Source organism: Algoriphagus sp. Y33 (assembly GCF_014838715.1).
GTDB lineage: Bacteria > Bacteroidota > Bacteroidia > Cytophagales > Cyclobacteriaceae > Algoriphagus.
On the sequence record NZ_CP061947.1, the window covers coordinates 307,606 to 331,749 of the forward strand.

Consider the following 24,144-nt stretch of genomic DNA (forward strand, 5'->3'; position numbering starts at 1 on the left):
GAATGGCTAAAAAATGAGGGTGGTTTATTGAAAAAGTAATAGCTAAAAGTAAAGGATTTAGATAGCAGGAACTACTCACTTTAAATATAAGAAACTTATGAAGCCAATATTTGTAGAAATTCCCTTAATAAAAAACGAAGGTAAAAGGCGCTTCGAAATAGAAATAGAGAAGAAATATGCCTTTACCAATTACGGTGAATTTGGGAGCCAGATAGCTCTTGTCCACACCGAAACTGACCCTGGATTAGAAGGGACTGGCGCAGCCAGTGCTGTAGTTGAAAAGACCTTACATTATCTCGAAGATCATAATCTAAAGTTATTGCCTTTCTGTCCTTTTGTATTCGCTTATATCAAAAGATTTCCTGAATGGAAACGCATTGTAAGTAAAAAGTTTAAAGGCTACGACAAGCTTTAATCCAATAACATTCTAAAATGAAATCGACACGATTAAAGTCATCATTAAAACACACAGGGCTCCGCCGACTGGCGGATTAATCGTCAAAGATTCCACCTGCCGGCAGGCAGGTATGACCATTGAAAATCAAATTATAATCAGATGAATTCATACGATAATTTAATTGAGGCATTAAGCGATCTAAAGAAAGAAGGTTATGTGGAGGACTTTAATTTAAAGCAAAATTGCCTAGAATGCAGAGATGGGCGATATAGAATATTTCATGATGAATTCAATATAGATCATTTTTATAGGTTTGAAGATGATGACTCGAGCCCGGAAAATTCAGCAATATTATATGTAATTACTTCGGATAAGTATAGCCTAAAGGGTACTTTAATTAATTCGTTTAGTATCTATTCTAATGAGGTGACAAATGAAATGTTGAATAAACTTAAATTCAATAGCTAATTTAAAAGCAGCATCTATTTAATTAATCGTAAAATATAATCATATGAAGAGAATCGGAATTAATGGCTTTGGTAGAATAGGAAGAGCATCCCTCAAAATTATATTGGAAACTCCAGAGTTGGAAGTCGTGGGGATAAATGATCTTATGACTATTGAAAACGCAGTCTACCTTTTTAAATACGACAGTATTTATGGGAGATTTGACAAAGAAATAACTATACAAGATGACCATATAGTTATAAATGAGAAGTTCATCAGATATACCATGATTAAAGACCCTGCTGCATTGAAGTGGGACGAACTAAATGTAGATATTGCTATAGAGAGTACTGGCTTTTTTACTAACAAACTGGATGCTGAAAAGCATATTTCAGCTGGTGCTAAATTTGTGGTTATTTCAGGGCCTACCAAGGATACACCTACCGTAATTCATGGTGTGAATACAGAAGAAGGAAAAGTATCGGTTTTTTCATGCGCCAGCTGCACAACAAATAACATAGGTCCTATTATTGAAATTATAGGTCGTAGAGTAGGTATTAAAAAGGCAATTTTAAACACTACACATGCCTATACGGCATCACAGTCATTAGTTGACGCTCCATCAAAAAAAGAACGGAGAATGGGACGGGGTGCAGCTATCAATTCTGCTCCGGCATCAACAGGAGCTGCAATAGCAGTAACAAAAGCACTTCCGGAATATGAAGGCAAATTTGATGGAATAGCTGTTCGTGTACCAGTGCCTATAGGATCTATATCAGATATTACATTTGTCACAGAGCGTCCAACTTCTGCGGAAGAAATAAATATGATTTTAACAAGTGAAGCTGAAACCCCGCGTTACAAAAAAGTCCTGGATATTAGCAACGAGCCCTTGGTTTCTTCGGATATGATAAAAAGTACATTTGCCGCTACTGTGGATCTTGAAATGACACGTGTAGTAGATGGAGATCTAGTGAAAGTAATGGCCTGGTATGACAATGAGTGGGGGTTTACCAGTCAAATGGTTAGACAAATCCAAGAATTGTAACTAGTGTATAAAAAAAGCACCGGTACATACTGAAAATGAATCGATCCTGATAGTGAAGTTATTGATGTCATTTCGGGATGTCAAGAGAATTCAACTATGGAAAATAAAGTGCCAATTAAAAAAGAAAATAAAATGCAACAAATAAAATATAAAACATTAGAGGTAAATGGCGTAAACATCGCATATCGTGAAACAGGAAATGCCGAAAAGCCAGTGATCGTATTACTGCACGGTTACCCTTCCTCTTCCCATCAATACAGGAAAGTGTTGAATCAACTTTCGGATGAATTTTATTTAATAGCACCCGATTACCCGGGATTTGGGAACAGTGATTTTCCATCTCCCGAAGCGTATGAATATACATTTGACAATATTGCCGTTACGATGAACTCCTTTTTAGAGCTAAAAGGTATTAGTTCATATGCGATAATGATGCAGGATTACGGTGCCCCTATCGGATTTAGAATCGCATCAGCAAATCCAAAAAGGGTAACTGCAATAATAACACAAAATGGAAATGCTTATGAGGAAGGCATCGGGGAGGCGTGGAAAGGGATAAAGGATTTTTGGGCTGACAGAAACGAAAGTACCGAAAAGGCTTTGCTGCCGGCTTTTACATTGGAGGGACTAAAATGGCAATATACCCACGGAACGCGAGATCCCGAAAACGTAAATCCTGATACTTGGCAGTTGGATTACCTAAGAATGAGTCGTCCTAATGCGCATAAGGTAAATCTAGATTTATGGTACGACTACCAAAGCAATTTAGAACAATATCCAAAATGGCAACAATACCTAAGGGATAATCAGCCACCCTTGCTGGTCGTTTGGGGAAAAAATGATGAATATTTTCCCGAAAGTGGTGCAGAAGCATTTAAAAAAGATGTTAAGGATATTGACTATAATATTTACGATACAGGGCATTTTGCGCTGGAAGAAGATGGTGATGAAATAATACGTAAAATTAGAGCTTTTATGAGTGAGGTAAAAACGCTAACGATATAATTAATTTTATAATATATATATTATAAATATGAGAATGTATTATATGTAATTTTTATTGTAAAAGTATAACAGTGTATTAATGTTTTTTTTAATAAATCCAAAAACTGCGATTTAATCGCAAAATAAAAATAAAAAATGGAAAAACGCATAATTAACCCATGGGCTTGGCAAAACGAACGTAGTTACAATCAAGCGGTCGAAGTAAAGAATGTAGCGGGAACCCTTTATGTTTCTGGTCAAACTGCTATTGACGATGATGGTATATCCAGCACCGCAGATATGAAAACCCAATTGGAATTGGCAATTAGAAACTTGGAAAAAGTAATTTCTGAGGCTGATTATGAGTGCAAAAACATCGTAAGGCTTAATATTTATACAACTTCAACAAAGGAGCTTTGGCCACATTTCAATATACTACAAAATTGGATAGAAAAGAATGATATAAAACAGGCTCTTACCTTACTTGAAGTAGTAAGTCTTTTCGAGACCTTAACAGTTGAACTTGAGGCGACTGTAGTGAAGTGAAAGTAAAGCTCATGATGTTATGGTGTCGAGCCTGCCCGAGGCATGCAGACACAGCGCAGGCTATATAAACTGGGATGATTATTTGCCTTGCGGGATTCTCCCGATCCGCCACGGCGGACGGAACAGGCTACAAGGCATTTAAAAGTCAAATTATAATCATATGAATAGTCAAGCTTGAAAAATTTTATAGAATAAATTTTCAAGCTTGACTAATGAAAACATAAAGTCTAGGTTGCCACACTGCTAAAAGGCAGTAATAATACTATTTACTATTAAAATTATAACGTTGATATATTTAATTATGAAGTTTAACCTTCTAATCTTCTTTTTTGTTGGGTTCCATTTCAATTCATTCACTCAATCCACTAAGGATTTTCATCCCATAGAAGTAAAGAAAGGAGTGTTTAGTACTAAATATTTCTATAATGGTCAAACTTTTGAAAGTCCTTATGGGTTGCAAATTCCTTTAATGCAGGTGAATGATTCAGAGGTTACAAGGGATTTTAATAAGTTTAAGAACTCAATGAAAACAGCTAAGGCTATCGGCTTAATTTCCTCCGGTTTATCATTGTATGCTTTATTTAGGCCGGATAGACGGAATAGTGATTCCTATTGGGCTATATTGGGTACTGCAGGTTTAGTTGCAGCCTTTTTTAACATTCGATCAAGTATTATCCTAGATAGGTCTCTGAGGCGGTATAATAAAATAGTTTCTGGGACTGAATTGGGTTTTCAATACGATAGAACTTACTATGGAAATGGGATTTTAGGTGTTGGGATATCACATAAGTTCTAGGTTAATAAATAAGGATTAGATGTCTCAATTATCAAAAAAAGCAATTATGCATAAACTTATAATAGCGTTGTTGATTTTATTATCAACTCAATCGCTTAAAGCCCAGGAAATAACAGGTAAATGGAGTGGTAAGCTTACGATTCAAGGAACTCGCTTGACTGTTGGTTTTAACGTTTCTGAGGGCAAAAATGGCTATAGAACTACTATGGACAGCCCTGATCAAGGAGTAAAAGATATACCCGCTACAACAACGTTTAAGGAATCGCTTATTGTTTTTGAGGTTCCGATGGCAGGTATTTTATATGAAGGAGTTTACAAGGGGGATAGTTTAATCGTTGGGACATTCACACAAAACAATCAGGACTTTCCACTTAACCTTACAAAACAGTTAACTGAAGAAAAAGTAGCACCACGACCTCAAGAGCCTAAAAAACCTTATCCGTACATTTCAGAAAATGTAACCTTTGAAAACCGCCAAGCGAAAATTACCCTTGCCGGAACCCTTACACTTCCCCATGATAAAGGCAATTTTCCTGCGGTTGTTTTAATTTCAGGAAGTGGTCCACAAAATAGGGATGAGGAACTGATGGGGCACAAGCCCTTTCTGGTATTATCTGATTATTTGACCAGGAATGGAATTGCCGTCTTACGGTTTGACGATAGGGGGTTCGGGGAATCCACGGGAGATTTCAGCTCCGCCACCACAGCTGATTTTTCCACCGATGTAGCAAGTGCAATTGCCTATTTAAAGTCCAGAAAAGAAATCGATACAACTAATATTGGACTAATAGGGCATAGTGAGGGAGGTTTGATAGCACCGATGGTTGCCGCTGAAACAGCCGATGTTGGTTTTGTCGTTTTAATGGCGGGATCTGGAATCCGGGGAGATAAATTGCTGTTGTTGCAAGAAGAATTGATAGAAAAAGCATTGGGAACTTCTGAAAAAGAGATCAGGAATATACTCCGGACAAACTCTTCAATTTTTGATATCATTGTGAATTCAGATAACGATGTAACTGTAAAGTCACAACTCAACGATATGTTGGATGAATCTCTTAAAGAAGATTCTGCGGTCAAAATTCCGGATGGAATGACAAAAGAAGAATTTATTTCCGCACAGATAAATCTATTTACCTCTCCTTGGGTAGCCTACTTTCTGAGATACGACCCATCCAAGACCCTAGAAAACGTCAAATGTCCCGTATTGGCAATCAATGGCGAAAAAGATCTTCAGGTTCCTCCAAAAGAAAATCTATCTGCGATTAAAGATGCTTTGAAGAAAGGAGGTAATGACAGGGTTACTATTAAAGAGTACGAAAATTTAAACCATCTTTTTCAAGAATCTGACACAGGCTCCCCACTTGAATACTCGGTCATAGAACAGACAATAGCCCCTATCGTTCTCCAAGATGTAACCGATTGGATTATTGGCCAAATAAAATAGCAACCAAAAAAATAGATGTTTATAAACTTAAATATAATGAAATCGAGCATGAAGCAAGCGACACACACTGGGATGATTATAAGCCATGCGAGATTCCATATGACCATTAAAAAACAATTATAATCATATGAAATCGACACGATTAAAATCATCATTAAACACACAGGGCAATGATTATTTTAATCGTCAAAGATTCCATATGACCATTAAAAAACAATTATAATCATATGAAATCGACACGATTAAAATCATCATTAAACACACAGGGCAATGATTATTTTAATCGTCAAAGATTCCATGTGCCCCATAAAAAACAATTATAAACACATGAAAGCAGCAATATTAAATGAATTCGGGTCTTTTGATAGTTTTAAAATTACAGAAGTACCTACACCCAAACCAAAATTTCAAGAAGTTTTAGTAAAGGTACTTGCCTCTTCCGTGAATCCTTTGGATTTTCAAGTCCGTCGTGGAGATTATAAAAATGAATTGACCTTGCCCTTGATTACAGGGCACGATATCTCAGGTGTAATTGTGGAAACTGGCCCCGGGGTTGAAAATTTTGAAGTCGGTGATGAAGTGTATTATTCACCGGAAATTTTTAATGGACATGGAAGCTATGCACAATATCACTGTGCCCACGAATCTATCATCGGTCTAAAACCTAAAAGCATAAGCCACTTGGAAGCTGCAACGCTTCCACTAGCTGCCGGTACTGCGTGGGAAATGCTTGTTTCAAGGGCACAACTTAAAATTAACCAGACTATATTGATTCATGGAGGTGCAGGTGGAGTGGGGATACCAACTATTCAAATAGCTAAAGCTATGGGAGCAACTGTCTTTACAACGGCGAGAAAAGTTCACCACCCGTTTCTTCTTGAATTGGGGGCTGATTATGTCATTGACTATAAAAATGAAGACTACATTCAGGTGATTAACCAATTAACTGACAATAAAGGGGTAGATGTAATCATTGACACTATCGGAGGTAATACACTTTCTGACAGCGGAAAAGTACTTAGTCAGTTAGGACAGGTAGTTACTATAGTTGATATAGATAAGCCACAAAATCTTATTGAAGCTTGGGGGAAAAATGCAACCTATCATTTTGTTTTTACCCGACAGAATAGAAATAAACTGGATGAACTGACTAAACTAGTGGAAAACAAAAAACTAAAACCTATTTTGACCAAAACTTTTCCGTTATCAGATATTGGTAAAGCGCATAGCCTTTTGGAGACAAAGTCCGGTGATGATAATTTCTATGGTAAAATTGCCATAGAAATCGAGCATGACTCAAGTCACACGGAGGAATGATTATCTGTGAAGCGAGATTCCATATGACCATTGGAAATCAAATTATAAACAGATGAAAGCATCAGATTTATTTATCAAGGCACTGGAAAATGAGGGTGTTGAATATATATTCGGTCTGCCTGGAGAAGAAAACCTCGATTTCCTCGAATCCCTCAGGAAATCGGAAAAAATAGAGTTGATCCTTACCCGGCACGAACAGGGTGCGGGATTTATGGCCGCGACTTATGGCAGACTGACAGGAAAACCGGGAGTTTGCCTCTCTACCCTGGGACCGGGTGCTACCAATCTGGTGACTCCTGCAGCTTATGCTCAATTAGGGGCTATGCCATTGGTTATTATTACGGGGCAGAAGCCGATCAAAAAGAGCAAACAGGGGAAATTTCAGATCATCGATGTGGTCAAAATGATGCATCCGCTTACCAAGTACACCAAACAAGTTACCCATAGTTCACATATTCCTTCTATGGTCAGGGAAGCATTTCGGCTCGCACAGGAGGAAAGACCTGGAGCCGTCCATATAGAATTGCCTGAGGACATTGCAGCGGAAGATGTAGAGAATCCGAGGATATTTGAGGTGGTAGATTTTAAAATTCCCAATGCAGGGAAAGATGCTATTCAACAGGCAGCAGATCTGATCAAAAAGGCCGGCAGACCGCTCTTGCTCATCGGTGCCGGAGCCAATAGAAAAAGAGCCAGTATGGCATTGACAGCCTTTGTTGATTCTATAGGGATACCTTTTTTCAATACACAAATGGGAAAAGGAATCATTGACGAACGTCATCCCTTATACCTGGGCACTGCGGCTTTGTCCAATTATGATTTTTTGCATGAAGCCATTGACGAATCGGATCTCATTATTAATGTAGGGCACGATACCATTGAAAAACCGCCTTTTTTCATGCATATCGAGGACAAGCGTAAGGTGATTCATCTCAATTTCTTTCCTGCTGAGATAGACGAAGTTTACTTTCCCCAATTAAATGTCATCGGAGATATAGCAAACAGTGTTTTGGAATTGACCGATTCTTTAAAGCCCTATTCCAATAGCTGGAATACCGATTTTTTTCTGAATATAAAAAGCAGCGTATCGACCCGCCTGGCAAAATACGGGAACGACAATCGTTTTCCGGTTTTGCCCCAGCGAGCGGTGAAGATTGTAAGAGATATTCTCCCCGATGACGGTATCGTGACGTTAGATAATGGAATGTACAAAATATGGTTTGCACGAAATTATCCGGCCTATGTGCAAAATAGCTTGCTACTTGATAACGCCTTGGCAACTATGGGCGCAGGCCTCCCCTCGGCTATGATGGCAAAAAAAATGAATCCGGAGAAAAAAGTAATATCCATAAACGGAGACGGAGGGTTTATGATGAACTCCCAGGAATTGGAAACCGCCATACGCATGCAACTTGACCTGGTGGTCATTATCCTAAATGACCATGCTTACGGCATGATCCAATGGAAGCAGCAGGATCTCGGATTTGAGAAGTATGGGTTGGATTATGGAAATCCGGACTTTGTCAAATATGCCGAAAGCTTCGGGGCACAGGGATATCGGCCGACTTCTGTAGAAGAATTCCAAAAGGTCTTGGGAGAGGCTTTGAGTTCCAAAGGGGTACAGCTTATCGATTTAGCCGTCGATTATTCTCTAAACCATGAAATTTTAAATGTATTGATTAAGAAATATTCCAGTGAACCTAAAAAAACAACACCATGAGTAATGCAATAACGATTAACCCTGCAAACGGAGAAACTGTAGCCGAATACGAAAGGATAGCTATTTCAAAAGCTAAAGAAAAGATAGCTATGGCTAGGGAAGCGTATGCTTCCTGGAAGGAAACAAGCTTTGCGGAACGCTCGCAGCTTATGCATGCGCTTGCAGATCTGTTTGATGCTAATAAGGAAGAGTACGCACGGCTGGCTACGACAGAAATGGGAAAAACTATTGTACAGGCCAGAAAGGAAATTGAAAAATGTGCTTGGGTATGTCGCTTCTATGCGGATAATGCGGAAAGTTTTCTTGGAAAGGAGGTAGTGGATACCGATGCGGCCAGGAGTTATGTTACCTTCCAGCCAATGGGAGTCATTCTTGCGGTGATGCCTTGGAATTTTCCGTTTTACCAAGTGATCCGTTTCGCCGCACCTGCACTAATGGCCGGAAATACCGGGGTACTGAAACATGCATCCAATGTACAGGGAAGTGCATTTGCCTTGGAAGTTGCTTTTATCAAAGCGGGATTTCCGGCAGGCGTATTTACCAATCTGAATATAAATGCAGGCAATGTAAAAGATGTCATAGAAGATAAGAATATCGTAGCGGTAACCCTTACAGGAAGTGACCCCGCAGGACGTTCCGTTGCATCGGTTGCCGGAGCCAACTTGAAAAAAACTGTATTGGAACTGGGAGGAAGCGATGCCTATGTTGTTTTGGATGATGCGGATCTGGAAGAAGCGACAGATCTGGCTACGTTCGGAAGATTGCAGAACAACGGGCAAACCTGTATAGCGGCCAAGCGTTTTGTGGTGCTCGATGCCATTTACGATAAGTTTCTGGAACTCTTCACCAAAAAGATGAGAGAGGCAAAAATGGGTGATCCTATGGACGAATCTACCTATTATGGTCCTATGGCAAGGTTGGATTTGCGCGATGAAATACACGAACAAGTCACAAAAACCATAGCACAAGGTGGCCGCCTTATACTCGGAGGAAAAATTCCCGAAGGAACAGGAGCTTACTATCCGGCCACTATCCTGGTCGATGTACACCCCGGCATGGAAGCTTTTGACAATGAGCTTTTTGGTCCGGTAGCCTCTGTGATCCGTGCCAAAGATGAAAATGAAGCCATTGCACTGGCGAATAATTCTCAATTTGGTTTGGGATCGGGAGTGATCACATCAGATAGAGAACGTGGAGAAAAAGTGGCATTACAACTTGAAGCCGGAAGCTGCTTTGTAAATAAATTGGTGACTTCAGATCCTAGATTGCCTTTTGGAGGGATTAAGAATAGTGGATATGGAAGAGAGCTTTCCGCTTATGGAATCCGCGAATTTGTCAACATTAAATCCATTTGGGTGGATTAAACAATATGTATATCCGCTTTTCTGCAAGTAAAGAGACTAAAGCATTATAGGATTTGGAAAACACTAGCGCCGAGGCCACTTCGGTCTTCTGTCATCGGTGTTCCAGCTGTTACACCAAAGAAAATGAGGCTACTGGCATCATTGCGGATAATCATATTAAACAATCTAATTGGCCAAGCTCCTTGATCGAGCCAATGTCAATCTTTGTAAAAAAATAGTAAAACATAAAAAATGAGAATAAAAAAGATCTTGAAGTCTCTGTTTATTGTAGTAATTGCTTTCGTCGGAATGGTATTTATTTTAGTATACTATCCTGTTCAATCCCAAGCGCAGCATACTGGTATTTCCGAAGAAAGAGCAGCCGCCATGAGGAATGAATTTAAAGATCCACACCATTTAATACAGACTACTGATGGAGAAACATTGTTTTTGCGCCGATGGAATCCGGACGGTGTACTTTCAGACAAAAGGGAAGTCGCAGTACTGATTCTTCATGGTATCACAGCGCATAGTGGTGCGTATGACATGGCAGGAAAACCATTTTCCGAAAGTGGTTATACTACGTTTGGATTGGACTACAGAGGGCACGGCTTGTCGGGTGGTAATCGGGGTGATGCGCCGGGGTTGGACAGATGGGTTGCTGATATGGCTGAGACGGTTGCGTATATCAAAGATTTGGGTTTTTCGGAAGTGGTCGTACTTGGGCACAGCCTGGGGGTTGCGGCTGCTTTTTCTGTGGCAAATGCTGTTCCGAATGATATTGAAGGGTTAGTTATGTTGTCCGGCGCGTATGAGGGCAGGGAAGGGGTATCAAAGCCACCTTCACTTTTTAAGAAAGTGAAATTTTTGGCAAGTGCTATCTTCCGACCGGCTCATCAATCTATTAAATATTACAGAGAAGGAATGACAGTCACCCAAGACAGTCTGTTTACCATGCGATATACCCCTAGATTTATGATGATGCTTGATGTGAAAACACTTAGGCTGCCGGAGGATATGAATATCCCTGTTTTGGTCGGTATTGGTGATGAGGACGAATTATTTACGGTAGAAAAAGTTAAAGAACTGTATGACTTGATCCCCGGCAATAAAAAGGAGTTTTTGGTCATGGAGAATACTACCCATTCGGTAATCCCACGTGAAAGCTGGCTGCAGGTAGTGGATTGGCTGGATCGCACCTACGCCAATCCGGATATAATAGAATGACTGAGACTAGCTTGAAAATCCCGATTTTGGGATTTTTCTGATGCATGGATAAAGACCTATTGCCGGCGTTTTTCAGTATGCCCTGGTTAAGAAGTGGCATCATGGAAGAATAGTGTGCGTAACGTCCCCTTCTCCAACTAGAATTATGTCAGCCAACCCTATGAATAGACCATGGCAAACAATTCCGACAACTTCATTTAGAGATTTCGAGAGGGAGAGAGGATCGTTTATGTGACCAAAGTCTGCATCCAAAATCCAATTCCCCTGATCAGTCGTGAAGGTATTTCCTTCTTTCGAGCGGATGCTACAAGTCCCCCCTAACCGCTTGATTTGAGTGATTACGTAATTGGAGGCAAAAGGAATTACTTCTATCGGCAATTTGAACGCCAAGCCTAGCTGTATCACCTGTTTGCCGGAATCTGCGATGATAATCATCTTTCTCGTCATAGACGCGACGATTTTCTCCCTAAACAGCGCCCCGCCTCCGCCTTTGATCAGTACAAAATCCTCATTAAACTCATCCGTGCCATCGATCGTCACATCGATGTAATCCACACTATTACTGTCTATAATGGGTATATTAAAGGATTCGGCTAAAGCTTGGGTTTTCTTCGAAGTTGGGATTGCTTTTAGCTGCAAACCATTCTGAATAAGCTTTCCTATTTCACGGATGGCATAATACACGGTGGAGCCTGAACCAAGCCCAATCACCTGCTGATCTTGGATGTAAGAGACAGCGGCTATTGCTGCCAATTCCTTCTCTTGTTCTATAGGGGAGGAAGCTTTCTTCTCAATATTCGACATAATTATTTCTAGTTCTAATGTGGCTGGTTGTTTTTATGTTTTTTAGGAAGTTTTCGGCATTTATTGCAGTAAAATCGGGTTCAATTAATCTCTTTTTTTTAAAATCTCCGGTTACTTAGGCAAACTTTCCAACGCCAAGTTCACTGATTTTTTTATCTCTGCCCGGAATCCATCTTGCGACTATTGCCAATTTGTTTTCATGATCTACCTAGATCATATTTGTTCCTGCGCCGATATGGGAAAAAGCGGTCATCAGAGCCGCAGGAATCTCTTTTTGGGTATAGTTGAGAAGTAGTTCATAAAGACCTAGCCTTTATTGGTCGGGTTAGGGGGTAGACTTTTCTACCCAAGGTTTTGGGAGTAATTGCATCCTGTCTCAATTGCTATCATTTTGTGAGCTGATCAATTCTGCTTCCGCAGCCAATCCGACAGTGGTGGATGGAAACTTTTTGCCACTGAGAAAGTCAGGTCAACACGATTAGGTTCACCCTATTGGCCCACAATATATCCCTTATAAATAAAGTAACAAGTATACCATTTATTGATCATGTAATTGCCACTTATTTCATCCTTTGATTATTCCTATAAATGCATCCATCAACTGGGTAGATAAGCCAATTGCAAATTGGTAATGGAATCGGGAAGAAGGATGGGGTGGGGTAGAACACCCATCTGAGCATAAATCCGGAAGCCATCAAACAGTCTTATTGACCAGCGGGGCATCTATCAATACGGCTGACAATTTTGCCATGAATCTGATGAATTTTCCAAATGTTACCATCATAGGTGAACGCACCGCAGGCATGTTTTCAGGCATGATGGGCAAAACAATGCCAAATGGCTGGGAATTTTAACTTTCCCACAAAACACATCTGACAAAGGATGGGACTAATTATGAGGGAATTGGAATACCGGTAGCTATTGAAATAGCCAATACCAAAGATAACCTTACCGCAGGTATAGCCCCTGTTTTAGGCAGAGCTATCGACTTTTTAACTACTAATCGATTGTAAAGGAATCAATGTTTATTCTAAGTTTTAAAGCTAAAAGAAGGGTGTGTAGTTGGTATATTAGGTCTGGGAAAAAATGTTCTCATTCTATTTTTAATCAGATAGCAAAAGTGATTTATTTTTGATTTATTTTTAGAAAATTCCCAAGAGTTTATGGATGAGCAGTCACATTTACCCAAGAAAAAAATCAATATAAGTCTATTGCTAGGCATATCTGCGGTCTTTTTAAGTGCGTCCGCATTAATTGTTTCCATTATTCAGACGTCCATTTTAAGAGAGCAACAGCATACTTCTGTATGGCCCTATTTTCAGGCTACAACTAGCTTCTCCAGTGGTTTTTATAACTATGGTATCGAAAACAAAGGTGTTGGTCCCGCTATTATTAAGGATCTTGCTTATACTTACAAAGGGACAAGTTATGATAATACCAGAAAGGTGTTCGCAGCTTTGTTCGGTGACAATAACAAAGGGGTAGGATTTAGTGAAACAAACAAGGATTATATTGTAAAATCAGGAGAAGGCATTTCATTGCTTTCGGTGAACCGGCCAGATTCATTGATCAATGATATTATTTCCCTCTGGGAAAGTGACGCAGTAAATCTGATAATCACCTATTCAGATGTTTATGGCAATTGCTGGAAGCTGGATAACGGTATTACAACGCGGCTTACCTCATGCCCTGATTAAATTGACTATCCATTACTCACTTTCTATTTCTATGTTTAAGGCAATTCTTACTACGGTCTTCTTTCTGTTCCTAACTTGCAGTTTCGCTTTTTCCCAGAATACCGATGCTTATACCCTGCTAAAAGCAGCACATTTTTACGATTCAGATAAAAATGCCTTCTTGGAAAATCAGGAGGTGTTGATAAAGGACAATAGGGTGGTTAAAGTAGGTGTCGGGCTGACAGTTCCGCCAAATACAGCAATACTTGATTTTGGAAATGCCACCATTACCCCGGGTTTAATAGATGCACATTCGCATATTCTGCTAGAACAACAAACCGATGAACCGCTTGCTGTAGATGCTATGATGCTTTCTTCGGAAAGCAGGGTGTTGAGGGCGGCCAAATTCGCCAGAAGCTATCTGGACGCCGGGTTTACCACCATCAGGGATCTGGGAAATTCCGGGCAATACCTGGATCGGGAGGTTCAGATTGCCATTGAAAATGGATATATAACAGGACCGCGTATGCTGGTTTCAGGGCCAATCATAGGTTCAATGGACGGACAGATTGACGGAATACCCTTAGCTGATTTTGATAGGGTTTCGAGACAGGAATACAGTATGGTAAGTGGGGTAGAGGAAGCCAGAAAAGCGGTAAGAGAACATATCGCAAGAGGGGTTGACGTTATCAAGATTCTTGCTATAGGGAGTAGACTCGTACTGAGTCTGGATGAGATGAAGGCGATTGTGGAGACCGCCCATAGTGAGCGCATACCTGTTACTGCCCATTGTGACAGGGACTGGGCAGCACAAAATGCAATAGAAGCAGGGGTGGATGGAATAGAACATGCCTATGGGTTTAAACAACCTACGCTGGAGAAAATGGTAGAAAAAGGAATCTATGTTGTCCCTACGTATGGTTCCACCGAAACGGTCAGGAAGTTCTATGAAACGCAAAATCTACCCTATACTGAAGAAGGTTTGGAAAACAATGTTGCCGGTTGGAAAAAATGGATTGGTGAACTCAAATCAGCAGGAGTGATCATTGTAGCAGGTTCGGATGCCTATGGAGATCTAAAAATGGCCAGGGGAGATTATGCCAAACAAACCATCTGGGGGTATGCTGATGCAGGGCTTTCTCCGGAAGATGTCCTGCAAACAGCCACCGTCAATGCGGCAACTGCCTTGGGAATGAAGGACCGGATTGGCGTGATCAAAGAAAACAGCTTTGCCGACCTTGTGGTTTTTGAAGGTAATATGAAAGCAGACTTTAAAAAATCTATTTATGAGGTGAAGATGGTGATGAAAAATGGAGTAGTAGAGTGGAGTAAATAATAGATAAAAATGAGCTTAAAGTCTGGCAATCTGTTGGCAACAAGCTAAATAAAATTCAGAACGGGAAAAAATGCGAATTCTCTGATTTTTATGTGTTTAAGAATACCAAATCAACTGATATAAAATCATTGACTTCCTACGTAATTGAGATTTAACCAATAGGGGAACACATACAATTGCAATCACTCAATCATAGCAAATGGCGGGGAATGCAGTAAATATGGGAATTAAATCCCTCTTCAGACCGGTGATCCATTACAACAAGGCAGAGAACAGGTTGCCCGATCGGTGAATACCATTTTGGTAAATACCTATTGGACGATCGGCAGACATATTGTGGAATAGGAGCAGGGCGGTAAAGAAAAGGCCGAATACGGAAGTTTTCTTTTTGAACAACTTTCAAAAGACTTGACAAAGCTTTACGGGAAAGGATTTAGCAGGGCAAATCTGCTATATATGAGAAAGTTATATCTGAATTTTCCAAAAAGTGAGACACTGTCTAACGTTTTGAGCTGGAGCCATTATTTTGAGATTTTACGCTCTGATAGCGAACTTGAGATCAGTTTTACGCCAAGCAAACCGAAAAGGAAAATTGGAGTGTGCGGGAATTGAGGTGCCAAAAGAAAAGTATGTTGTTCCACCGGTTGGCATTGAGCAAAGATAAAAAGGGGGGAACTTTCTGGACAAGGTCAGGAAATTCAAAAAGCAGAAGATATTTTAAAAGATCCTTACGTTTTGGAATTCCTGGGGATGCCTGAAAAATATCAATATATTGAAAGTGAATTGGAGGAAAAACTGATTTCTAACCTACAAAACTTTCTGTTGGAATTGGGCAAAGGCTTCACTTTTGAAAAAAGGCAATACCGAATTTCAATAAGCGGGAAGCATTTTTATGTTGACTTGGTTTTCTATCACCGTATTTTGAAGTGTTTTGTGCTGATTGATCTGAAACGCGGGGAAGTAACACATCAGAACGTTGGGCAAATGAATTTGTATCTCAACTATTTCAAGAAGGAGGTAAGCACAGATGGCGACAGTGAACCCATCGGAATAGTCTTGGGAGCAGACAAAGACCATGTTTTAGTTGAATACGCAACAGAGAGCATAAGCAATCAATTACTCATCAGCAACTATCAGCTTTATCTGCCTGACAAAAAACAACTTGAGAACGAGCTGAACAAATTGCTTGATGACGAATAACAGCAAACCTGTCATTTTGCTATTTATAGCCGCTATTATAGCAAGCTGTACCAAAAAAAGTCTCTTGAATTGGAGGTGATTAATGCAACTTTCATGGACATGGTAGGAACCTATTACTATAATGAACCTTCCCCGCCAGCACCCTACAGACCTATTCATCCCGATTCAGTTAACAACGAAATTGAAACTGTAATCGAATTGACAATTGAATTGGATGGAGAGAGAAATGAACCAAAGGATAGTTTGACGAAAGCGAATGAATTGGAACTTGAACGGAATAGCCTAATAAACGAGTTCAACAAATTCGATTGGGAGAAATATAGACAGGACTCAGTCGAATGGCAGACCCTCCTGAGCAATCCTAAAAAAGATAGGCGGAACATTATTCTTAATGTGTATGACTCTTTAGTGATTCCAAACCTTGACTTGACAACTAGGTTAACTGAAAAAGGGTTTCGAGCCAACATTCAACTTGAAGATTCTTGGAGTCAACTGGTCATCAAACTCGTTAGGTCTGATTTAAGAAGTGAGCATCTGAATTTTAAAAACCTTACAAACGTAGGACATTACCAACTCAGACGTATGAACTTCGAATCAACAGAAAATGATCGAATGGTCGCTAGCTTAACATTTTCGAGAGTCGTTTTCAACCAAGATAGGACAAAGGTGTGCTACTATTATAGGGAGCACTGTGGACCCAATTGTGGATATGGTTATTTGGTCTTCGTCGAACGAACTGACGGAACCTGGAAACTAAAGATAAAACATCAACTCTGGATATCTTAAAACTGAAGGTGGTTATTCCAGTCCATTTACCCCTCTGATCGGTAGTTTTGGTTTTTTAGCGGACATTTTCGATAACCGCTTACTATACTCCCATCACTTAAACTCCTAAACCAATAACCCAGACAAAGCAAACGATACTACTTCATGGCCGAACAAAAGGACCCAAACCCATCACCCCCATATCACAGGGCTGAAACAGGATCCTATGCCTCACTTTCTGTTTTTGTCTGAAAAATAATATAGTAGGGTGTAGATAATTATATGGACAGGCCAAAAAACACTGCATTTCTTTAACTTTTCCTCCCGTTTTCATGAAAAAACCTAGGGCCGACTGTTAAGAAAATGTCCAGTGGACATTTTTAGCGAAGGGGCCAGGCTGCGGGCTGGTTTCCTATCTTTTTATTCCTTTTCTTGCAGATGGACTTTAGCTTTTGACAACAACCAACTTCTTATCCTTAACCTCCATCTGGAGCATGATCGATCGCCCTCTCTTTAAGGAGAGGGAGGGGTGAGGTAGATAAGCCAAATACAAATTGGTAAGTATATTAGGGTAGGACAAGGCGTGAAGAAATCTTCCTCCGGAAGATTTCTTCACGCCTTGCGCCAGCTTGTAGGGCAGGCAAATCCCACCCAGTCAGCACGAGCGTTTTGACTACACCCAGACGGGGGACTTCGATAAATACAAGTGTTGGCAGTAACTCCAAAAAGAAGTGAGAACACAAGAAACTAATAAAACAATCAGCATACTACTTCGCCCAAATTTTGGGATAATGATTGTGTTTTGTGTTTTAGTTTATGGGGTGGCAATTTTTCAAGACTACGTTTTCTCCAAAATTAAACCCACTGGCTTTTATTGGACTGATACTATGCTCTATAATATTTATTGGTTTTTATTTATTCCATTTATAAAAATTGCAAATTCATGTTACAATAAAGTTCAATTCAAATCATTAACTAGCAAAGTACTTTACTCTTTTGGTACAGGGTTTATATTTAGTGTACTACATGTACTTGTCTTTACTTCAATTTTTATTTTGATAAGTAATCTTATCTATTCGATACCTCACCGTTTTTTAACAATACTTAAGAATGCAGTCTCAAATCAATTGCATATAACAATTATTGTTTATTTATTTAGTCCTTTTGTTTTTGAATATATTAAAAGGAGAAAACAGTTAAATAAATATTCCCAAAATGAAAAGACTAATAAGATATTTACTGCTAAAAATGGTAATCGTAGAATAAGGATTGACACTTTTACAATTATATTTATTGAAACTGACAGACCCTATACAAAAATACATACGACTAGCCAAAAAATTCTGCATGAGGAGAGTTTAAAAGAGCTTGGAGACTCACTTGATCCTCAAATATTTTTAAGAGTTCATCGTTCCGTAATTATCAATAAAAACCACTTGACAGAATTAAAATCAAGAAAAAATGGTGATTATGATGGTGTTTTATCCAATGGTCAAGCCATAAGGTTCAGCAGACATTATCGTGGAAATTGGATTGAACTACTACGCCACTAAGCTTTAAAACCACTCCAGTCAGCCTATTTGCAGGTAGTTATCTTTTTAGAATATTAGATTTTTTTGACTTTTGGGAAATCATTAAAATTTAAAATTCTTTTTATGAAAGACACAATAGTATTATACATCGTGGGCATTTTTTTTACTCTTAATGCATCACAGCCTGTTAAAAAAAATGAAATAAATTTAAAAGCACAAATTCCCTCAATGAAAACTAATCAAGAAGATTGTAATTGGTGTGGAACTTTCGAAGTCCCAGAGAATGCTTCATGGAGGACTATTATTCCTCCAAACGGAGAGCCAGGAGACAAGCTTATTATTTCTGGTACAGTATATTTACCTGATGGTAAAACACCTGCAGAAGATGTTATCATTTACGTTCATCACACCAATAATGAAGGGGGCTATCCTAAAAAAGGAAATGAAAAAGGAAATGGGAAATACCATGGATACTTAAGGGGATGGATGAAAACAGATTCAAATGGAAAATACGAATTTGAGACCATTCGCCCTGCTCCATATCACAGTCATGATGGAGAGCCAGCTCATGTCCATTATAATATTGAAGCTCCTGACTATCCTGAGTATTGGCTAACTGGACTATGGTTTTCTGATGACCCTAGAGTGAATGAATACAGAAATAAAATAGAGAGAGACGGTGGGTTTTCCAATATTGTAACCCTAACAAAAGATGAAAACAATGTTTTAAGTGGTACAAGGAATATTATACTTGAAAAATTTAAAGACTGAGGTAATGAAATCACTATCATTTTTAAATAAATCAATTTGGACTACATCAGAGAAAAGTATAAGCCTTAGTTTACTTATACTAAGGATTGGGGTATCATTTTCAATGATTTATTTGCATGGGTATCAAAGACTCATCAATTTCAGTCATATTAGTACTGAATTTGCTGACCCGTTAGGAGTAGGAGTTGTGGCAAGTTTAAGTCTTGTTGTGTTCGCAGAATTCTTTTGTTCTTTATTTTTGATAACTGGACTGTTTACAAGATGGAGTTGTATTCCATTGATTATTACCATGATTGTTGCTACTTGGGTAATTAATGCAGGGAAAGGTTTTATTTTTCAAGAAAAGAGCTTTATTTATTTAATCACCTACGTCAGTTTATTAATAAGCGGAGGAGGTTATTTTTCTATAGATTACCTGCTTCTAGGGAGAAAAATTAAATTATAAGCTACTGCCACCTCATCTTGGATACAGCGGGCGGTACCGAGTAAATATGAAAATCAGTATCTTTAAGAAGTCAGTAGTAGGCTGGAAGAGAACGGCTCCGAATGCCCGCCGTCTCCAAGATGAATCACGTTACAGGGCATTATAGCATCAATATGAAAAAGTATTTTATTCTATTCTTCTTTACCACTCTCTTAACTGGATGTGCCAACAAAAGACTAACTCCCAGCGATCTGGTAACTGAATATTATCATGCGTTCAACGATTCTGACTTTAACCGAATAACCGCTGTAATAGCCGATAGTATTACCATTGTAGAAGGTGAATATGTAATGCCATACTCGCAGAAAAGTTTTCATGAGCAATTCAAGTGGGATTCCATTTTCCGGCCAACTTATAAGATTGTCGAACTGGAAGGTCAAAACAACCGGATAATTGCAACTGTGGCATCAAGTTCTATACGTTACAAATTTCTAAAAAACGATCCTTTGACTTGTAGATTTGAAATCTCCTTTAATTCGGACGGAATAACAAAACTGGAATCACTTGAGTGTTTAGATGCTGACTGGAACGTATGGCAAGCCAAAAGAGATTCACTGGTAAACTGGACGAAAAGAAACCATCCCGAACTTGATGGATTTATTCACGACTTAACAATGAATGGTGCTATAAATTACCTAAAAGCCATCGAACTGTATGAAAATAGATAAGACGCCCTGTAACATCAGCTATGAATGAAAAGGGGTTTATCAGTCAGGAAAGTTTGGTGATACTTGGAAAGTCTGCCACAAGTTTTAAATTTAAATAAAGGCTTGGCTATATGCGGGATGAGAGGGGCTTGCCGGAGCAGCCATCAGTTAAGCGTAGCGAATCGCAGATTCAAAATAAATCAAATCACAACATCTGTAAACCGCCTTACACTGCATTTGCCGGAAATCCCTATGCGGTGAGCGGCTACCGAAAAAAGAGAACATCAACTCCGGTAGATGAGTAAAGATAGAGCTGATCCGTAAACCCCAATCCTGTCATCCACCGTCCTCAGAACTCCGCTATTCCCCTAAAATGTGTATAACTTTCTAATTTTTACCCAAAAAATACCCTGTATAGGAGGGACGAGCGTTAAAAATCTCTTCAGTGAAGAGATTTAGCGAAGGAGCCAGCCTGCGGGTTGGGATGGTATCATTTTTTCCCCTTTCTTGCTCAAGCCTTTTAATTATTGAGAATAACCAACCTACTTCTTACTCTTCAGCTCATCTGGAGCAGAGCCAAGCGCCTTCTCCTAAAGGAGAAGGATGGGATGAGGTAAGAAATCCAATTACAAATTGGTATGGCTATCTGGCTGGAATTAAAAATTCCAGCCAGTCATCACGAACATTGTGACTACGCTGAGAGGGGGTAGATCGACAAAAGGAAGTCCAATTTCAAAGAGGAAGAAACCCGAAAATATAGGTTTGAGAAAAAGAGAATGACACTATGATGAAGTTGACCGGTTCCATCAAAACAAAATTCTAATTCATTAAGTGCAAGTCAAAATACTAATTGCCTTGCTGCCGAGTTCCCGTTTGTCACTAACTGTCAGTTAGAACTTATTTGGCTACTGGTTTCATTGCGGATATACTTATAAAAAGAAAAAGAACATCATCTGTTAAATTCATCCTCCAAATAATGAAGTTCATCGGAAAACAGGGGGAGTTAGTGATGAATCTTATAGAGAAATTTTACTTTTGAATAATGATTCAAAAAAAAGTAAATAGTAAAAGACTGCTTATCTTTTTCTTCTCATCACTGGTCTATGCCCTCTGCCAAATGCTTTTTAGCATTATTGTGATGAAGGAAGATTTATGGAAGAACTTTCACATACAGCTTTCTGCGCATTATGTCGTCATCCTTGCCATGTGTATGGCAGACTACGGATTATTGTTGCTCCTTAATAAGCATTTGCCATACTCCAAAAATATCTTTTTGCGTATTATGGCAGATATTGTAGGTATTTCAGCTATATGCCTGATGCTACTATGGATATTTAATCTTTTAATATATAATGTGTTCCTTGTTCCCGAGGAGGGATTGCCTCCTTTCATTGTCAAATTCGCATTTGCAATGACAACCAATGTCCCTATTTTGTTGGTTTTCGAGTTGATCCATTACTTCCAATCCGAACAAAAGGCCATAGCCGATTCCGAAAAAGCCAAACGTAAGATCCTGTTGTTTCAACACGAAACTTTAAGATCACAGATAAACCCACATTTCCTGTTTAATTCACTGAATGTATTGTCTTCTTTAATTTACATTAATCCGGACAATGCAAACAAGTTCACAAAAGCCCTATCAAAGACGTATCGGTACGTCCTTTCTCTTTCTCAACAGCCTCTGGTGTTTGTCTCGGAGGAATTGGACGCATTGGATTCCTATGTTTATTTAATGAGAACAAGGTTTGAGGATTCCTTTACTTTTCAAATAGACAGAATATCGGATGGCGAAAGGAACAAGATTGTACCTCTAACTCTCCAATTACTTATAGAGAACGCGTTCAAACATAATGTTGCGACCGAAGAATCACTATTGAATATCAAAATTACCATCGACAGCGATTACATCACAGTTGAAAACAACATCCAGCCTTCAAGCAGTGCGGACAAGGGGGGAATCGGTCTGAAATACATTACTAAGCAATACAGGATCTATGCTAAGGAAGTCACCGTTAAGCAGACGGAAGGTCTATTTATTGTGAAAATCCCTTACATATAGCCATGAAGTACCTGATAGTAGAAGACGAGCGGTTTGCTTATGAAGAACTGAAGCGCATGTTGACGAAATTACGACCCGATTATCAGCTAGAAAAGCATACCAAAACAGTCGTTGATACCATTAGGTTTCTAAAAGAATCGACTGTTGACTTAATTCTTATGGATATTCGTCTTGCAGATGGCAACTGCTTCGAGATTTTTAACCATGTAGAGGTTGCCACGCCTGTTATCTTTACCACAGCTTATGATGAGCATGCCATCAAAGCGTTTAAGCTGAACAGTATTGATTACCTATTGAAGCCTTTTGAGGAGAATGAATTAGAGGCGGCATTAACCAAATTTGAGAATATTTTCCATAATCCCACTTATAAAACCAGTTCTGCGAATTTTGTGCAGATGCAATCGCTCAAGACCAAAAACCGGTTTTTGATTTCTAAAGGAGAAAATTATCATTATATAGAAACGAAAGATATTGCCCATTTTTACAGTGAAGACGGCGTCGTCTTCCTTCATACGTTTAACGACAGGCGGTATATCATTAATTACACCCTAGATCAGTTAGAACAACAGTTTCATAACCATCTGTTTTTTCGTGTTTCAAGGAATTGTATCGCCAATGTAAAAGCGATTGAAAATGTAGCCAGATACTTCAACAGTCGTTTGAAACTTACCTTTTTACCTGAATGCCCACATGAAGTTTTGGTAAGTCGTGTACGGGTTCCGGACTTCCTCAAATGGATGGATGGGATTGTAGATTAGCTTCAGCTGAAAATCCAATGCCTTCAAGCTGCATTTCATTCAGTGAATTCTGAAGCCTATCCTTTATAGCTTCCGCCTCCGCGCTTTACGCGGTTCTTTTGTTTTATAATTAAAATTTAAGAACAATGAAAAGAAACGTAGTAACATTTGTCATTGCAGTTGGAGCACTTATTTTCTCTGCGCAATTGTCCGCACAGGACAAATCTGTATCAATTGGCTTCAAAGCCGGAACAAGTCTTTCCAATTACCGGCAAGGTGGTGACATGAATGGCTTCAAGAGTAAAATGGGTATAGGCGGCTCTGTGGGCGGTTTCCTAAAGTATGACCTGAGCCACAATTTTGCGCTGCAATCCGGGGTCGATGTATATTATAAGTCCTCGAAGTTGGAATCCAAGGCAGATGAATCATCCGACAAATTCAAATCTATCGGAGTAGAGATCCCTCTATATGGGATTATCCAAGGGGATTTGGGAAGCGGAAAAGCTTTTGTAGGAGCAGGCCCTTATGTTGGCTATGGACTCTATGCAAAATCTGATGGGGTGAACTTATTTAAAGAGAATAGTGAGACAGGTGAGTCTGCAATGAGCCGTTTTGATTATGGTGTCGGAGGTATTATCGGATATGACTTTAATAAAAAATGGCAAATAAATGCAAGTTACCAATTTGGACTTGCAGATCTCCATAAAGCCAAAGCTGGCTCAATGAAAAGTCACGGCGCAGCTATTGGAATAGTGCATAAATTCTAAGCACCCCAAAGCTAAAGCAGATTGTGTACCGAAGTTTATGCTCATGTCAAATAGGTAAAACCTGAATTTCGGCACAATGGCTTCCTGCCGCATCTGA

General features: G+C 39.3%; 24 protein-coding genes and 1 pseudogene. 24 read left to right on the plus strand and 1 reads right to left on the minus strand.

Annotated elements, in window-relative coordinates; all coding sequences use genetic code 11:
• Positions 1–97: 97 nt before the first annotated feature.
• The 10 genes from ID165_RS01225 (at position 98) to ID165_RS01270 (ending at position 11,269) form a co-directional block, all read left to right on the plus strand.
• On the plus strand, positions 98–415 hold the full coding sequence (locus tag ID165_RS01225) for a GNAT family N-acetyltransferase (RefSeq protein WP_192348592.1): 318 nt from the start codon (positions 98–100) through the stop codon (positions 413–415).
• A gap of 493 nt (positions 416–908) precedes the next feature.
• The gene (locus ID165_RS01230; RefSeq protein WP_192348593.1) at positions 909–1,892 is read left to right on the plus strand and encodes a type I glyceraldehyde-3-phosphate dehydrogenase; all 984 of its coding nucleotides are present in this window, start codon (positions 909–911) and stop codon (positions 1,890–1,892) included.
• Positions 1,893–1,988: 96 nt separating this feature from the next.
• Positions 1,989–2,897 carry an alpha/beta fold hydrolase gene (locus ID165_RS01235; RefSeq protein WP_225586935.1) on the plus strand — a complete coding sequence of 303 codons (909 nt, stop codon included), beginning with the start codon at positions 1,989–1,991 and terminating at the stop codon, positions 2,895–2,897.
• A 135-nt stretch (positions 2,898–3,032) separates the two neighbouring features.
• The gene (locus ID165_RS01240) at positions 3,033–3,422 is read left to right on the plus strand and encodes a RidA family protein (RefSeq protein WP_192348594.1); all 390 of its coding nucleotides are present in this window, start codon (positions 3,033–3,035) and stop codon (positions 3,420–3,422) included.
• Between the two features lie 301 nt (positions 3,423–3,723).
• Positions 3,724–4,218: a hypothetical protein gene (locus ID165_RS01245; RefSeq protein ID WP_192348595.1), complete on the plus strand. Its 495-nt coding sequence runs from the start codon at positions 3,724–3,726 to the stop codon at positions 4,216–4,218.
• A 46-nt stretch (positions 4,219–4,264) separates the two neighbouring features.
• On the plus strand, positions 4,265–5,662 hold the full coding sequence (locus ID165_RS01250) for a S9 family peptidase (RefSeq protein ID WP_192348596.1): 1,398 nt from the start codon (positions 4,265–4,267) through the stop codon (positions 5,660–5,662).
• 327 nt (positions 5,663–5,989) lie between these two features.
• Entirely contained in the window at positions 5,990–6,979 is a 990-nt protein-coding gene (locus ID165_RS01255; protein WP_192348597.1) for a zinc-dependent alcohol dehydrogenase family protein, read from the plus strand.
• 52 nt (positions 6,980–7,031) lie between these two features.
• The gene (locus ID165_RS01260; protein ID WP_192348598.1) at positions 7,032–8,699 is read left to right on the plus strand and encodes an acetolactate synthase large subunit; all 1,668 of its coding nucleotides are present in this window, start codon (positions 7,032–7,034) and stop codon (positions 8,697–8,699) included.
• On the plus strand, positions 8,696–10,063 hold the full coding sequence (locus ID165_RS01265) for an NAD-dependent succinate-semialdehyde dehydrogenase (protein WP_192348599.1): 1,368 nt from the start codon (positions 8,696–8,698) through the stop codon (positions 10,061–10,063). The genes ID165_RS01260 and ID165_RS01265 overlap by 4 nt, the downstream gene beginning before the upstream one ends.
• Before the next feature lie 231 nt (positions 10,064–10,294).
• Positions 10,295–11,269 carry an alpha/beta hydrolase gene (locus ID165_RS01270; RefSeq protein WP_192348600.1) on the plus strand — a complete coding sequence of 325 codons (975 nt, stop codon included), beginning with the start codon at positions 10,295–10,297 and terminating at the stop codon, positions 11,267–11,269.
• A 99-nt stretch (positions 11,270–11,368) separates the two neighbouring features.
• Here ID165_RS01270 and rpiA read toward each other — a convergent pair whose 3' ends face one another.
• A complete protein-coding gene (rpiA, locus tag ID165_RS01275) occupies positions 11,369–12,073 on the minus strand; it encodes a ribose-5-phosphate isomerase RpiA (protein WP_192348601.1) in 705 nt (234 codons plus the stop codon).
• 707 nt (positions 12,074–12,780) lie between these two features.
• On the opposite strand from rpiA, the gene ID165_RS01280 reads away from it, so the two are divergent.
• The 14 genes and pseudogenes from ID165_RS01280 (at position 12,781) to ID165_RS01340 (ending at position 24,047) form a co-directional block, all read left to right on the plus strand.
• Positions 12,781–12,927, plus strand: a complete 147-nt coding sequence (locus ID165_RS01280) for a hypothetical protein (RefSeq protein WP_192348602.1) — start codon at positions 12,781–12,783, stop codon at positions 12,925–12,927.
• Between the two features lie 309 nt (positions 12,928–13,236).
• Entirely contained in the window at positions 13,237–13,770 is a 534-nt protein-coding gene (locus ID165_RS01285) for a hypothetical protein (protein ID WP_192348603.1), read from the plus strand.
• Positions 13,771–13,801: 31 nt separating this feature from the next.
• A complete protein-coding gene (locus tag ID165_RS01290; protein ID WP_192348604.1) occupies positions 13,802–15,085 on the plus strand; it encodes an amidohydrolase family protein in 1,284 nt (427 codons plus the stop codon).
• A gap of 366 nt (positions 15,086–15,451) precedes the next feature.
• Positions 15,452–15,697 (plus strand): annotated as a pseudogene (locus ID165_RS26990) (DUF1016 N-terminal domain-containing protein); the annotation flags it as partial.
• A gap of 102 nt (positions 15,698–15,799) precedes the next feature.
• Positions 15,800–16,285, plus strand: a complete 486-nt coding sequence (locus tag ID165_RS26500; RefSeq protein ID WP_225587172.1) for a PDDEXK nuclease domain-containing protein — start codon at positions 15,800–15,802, stop codon at positions 16,283–16,285.
• A 69-nt stretch (positions 16,286–16,354) separates the two neighbouring features.
• Positions 16,355–17,071 carry a hypothetical protein gene (locus tag ID165_RS01300; RefSeq protein ID WP_192348605.1) on the plus strand — a complete coding sequence of 239 codons (717 nt, stop codon included), beginning with the start codon at positions 16,355–16,357 and terminating at the stop codon, positions 17,069–17,071.
• A 710-nt stretch (positions 17,072–17,781) separates the two neighbouring features.
• Positions 17,782–18,603 carry a LytTR family DNA-binding domain-containing protein gene (locus ID165_RS01305; RefSeq protein ID WP_192348606.1) on the plus strand — a complete coding sequence of 274 codons (822 nt, stop codon included), beginning with the start codon at positions 17,782–17,784 and terminating at the stop codon, positions 18,601–18,603.
• A gap of 102 nt (positions 18,604–18,705) precedes the next feature.
• Positions 18,706–19,353 (plus strand): protocatechuate 3,4-dioxygenase, encoded by a 648-nt coding sequence (locus tag ID165_RS01310; protein ID WP_192348607.1) that lies wholly within the window; start codon positions 18,706–18,708, stop codon positions 19,351–19,353.
• A 4-nt stretch (positions 19,354–19,357) separates the two neighbouring features.
• Positions 19,358–19,798 carry a DoxX family protein gene (locus ID165_RS01315; RefSeq protein ID WP_192348608.1) on the plus strand — a complete coding sequence of 147 codons (441 nt, stop codon included), beginning with the start codon at positions 19,358–19,360 and terminating at the stop codon, positions 19,796–19,798.
• Between the two features lie 152 nt (positions 19,799–19,950).
• Complete coding sequence (locus ID165_RS01320; protein WP_192348609.1) at positions 19,951–20,505, plus strand: lipoprotein; 555 nt, start codon at positions 19,951–19,953, stop codon at positions 20,503–20,505.
• A gap of 424 nt (positions 20,506–20,929) precedes the next feature.
• Positions 20,930–21,175 carry a hypothetical protein gene (locus ID165_RS01325; protein ID WP_192348610.1) on the plus strand — a complete coding sequence of 82 codons (246 nt, stop codon included), beginning with the start codon at positions 20,930–20,932 and terminating at the stop codon, positions 21,173–21,175.
• Between the two features lie 447 nt (positions 21,176–21,622).
• Positions 21,623–22,543, plus strand: a complete 921-nt coding sequence (locus ID165_RS01330) for a sensor histidine kinase (RefSeq protein WP_225586937.1) — start codon at positions 21,623–21,625, stop codon at positions 22,541–22,543.
• Between the two features lie 2 nt (positions 22,544–22,545).
• Positions 22,546–23,301 carry a LytTR family DNA-binding domain-containing protein gene (locus ID165_RS01335; RefSeq protein ID WP_192348612.1) on the plus strand — a complete coding sequence of 252 codons (756 nt, stop codon included), beginning with the start codon at positions 22,546–22,548 and terminating at the stop codon, positions 23,299–23,301.
• A 125-nt stretch (positions 23,302–23,426) separates the two neighbouring features.
• Complete coding sequence (locus tag ID165_RS01340; protein WP_192348613.1) at positions 23,427–24,047, plus strand: porin family protein; 621 nt, start codon at positions 23,427–23,429, stop codon at positions 24,045–24,047.
• Positions 24,048–24,144: the final 97 nt, after the last annotated feature.

Bases quoted from the DNA above. Each gene is read 5' to 3' on its own strand.
- ID165_RS01225 (WP_192348592.1), top strand. From the start codon at position 98: ATGAAGCCAATATTTGTAGAAATTCCCTTAATAAAAAACGAAGGTAAA.
- ID165_RS01230 (WP_192348593.1), top strand. From the start codon at position 909: ATGAAGAGAATCGGAATTAATGGCTTTGGTAGAATAGGAAGAGCATCC.
- ID165_RS01235 (WP_225586935.1), top strand. From the start codon at position 1,989: ATGGAAAATAAAGTGCCAATTAAAAAAGAAAATAAAATGCAACAAATA.
- ID165_RS01240 (WP_192348594.1), top strand. From the start codon at position 3,033: ATGGAAAAACGCATAATTAACCCATGGGCTTGGCAAAACGAACGTAGT.
- ID165_RS01245 (WP_192348595.1), top strand. From the start codon at position 3,724: ATGAAGTTTAACCTTCTAATCTTCTTTTTTGTTGGGTTCCATTTCAAT.
- ID165_RS01250 (WP_192348596.1), top strand. From the start codon at position 4,265: ATGCATAAACTTATAATAGCGTTGTTGATTTTATTATCAACTCAATCG.
- ID165_RS01255 (WP_192348597.1), top strand. From the start codon at position 5,990: ATGAAAGCAGCAATATTAAATGAATTCGGGTCTTTTGATAGTTTTAAA.
- ID165_RS01260 (WP_192348598.1), top strand. From the start codon at position 7,032: ATGAAAGCATCAGATTTATTTATCAAGGCACTGGAAAATGAGGGTGTT.
- ID165_RS01265 (WP_192348599.1), top strand. From the start codon at position 8,696: ATGAGTAATGCAATAACGATTAACCCTGCAAACGGAGAAACTGTAGCC.
- ID165_RS01270 (WP_192348600.1), top strand. From the start codon at position 10,295: ATGAGAATAAAAAAGATCTTGAAGTCTCTGTTTATTGTAGTAATTGCT.
- rpiA (WP_192348601.1), bottom strand. From the start codon at position 12,073: ATGTCGAATATTGAGAAGAAAGCTTCCTCCCCTATAGAACAAGAGAAG.
- ID165_RS01285 (WP_192348603.1), top strand. From the start codon at position 13,237: ATGGATGAGCAGTCACATTTACCCAAGAAAAAAATCAATATAAGTCTA.
- ID165_RS01290 (WP_192348604.1), top strand. From the start codon at position 13,802: ATGTTTAAGGCAATTCTTACTACGGTCTTCTTTCTGTTCCTAACTTGC.
- ID165_RS01310 (WP_192348607.1), top strand. From the start codon at position 18,706: ATGAAAGACACAATAGTATTATACATCGTGGGCATTTTTTTTACTCTT.
- ID165_RS01315 (WP_192348608.1), top strand. From the start codon at position 19,358: ATGAAATCACTATCATTTTTAAATAAATCAATTTGGACTACATCAGAG.
- ID165_RS01320 (WP_192348609.1), top strand. From the start codon at position 19,951: ATGAAAAAGTATTTTATTCTATTCTTCTTTACCACTCTCTTAACTGGA.
- ID165_RS01330 (WP_225586937.1), top strand. From the start codon at position 21,623: ATGAAGGAAGATTTATGGAAGAACTTTCACATACAGCTTTCTGCGCAT.
- ID165_RS01335 (WP_192348612.1), top strand. From the start codon at position 22,546: ATGAAGTACCTGATAGTAGAAGACGAGCGGTTTGCTTATGAAGAACTG.
- ID165_RS01340 (WP_192348613.1), top strand. From the start codon at position 23,427: ATGAAAAGAAACGTAGTAACATTTGTCATTGCAGTTGGAGCACTTATT.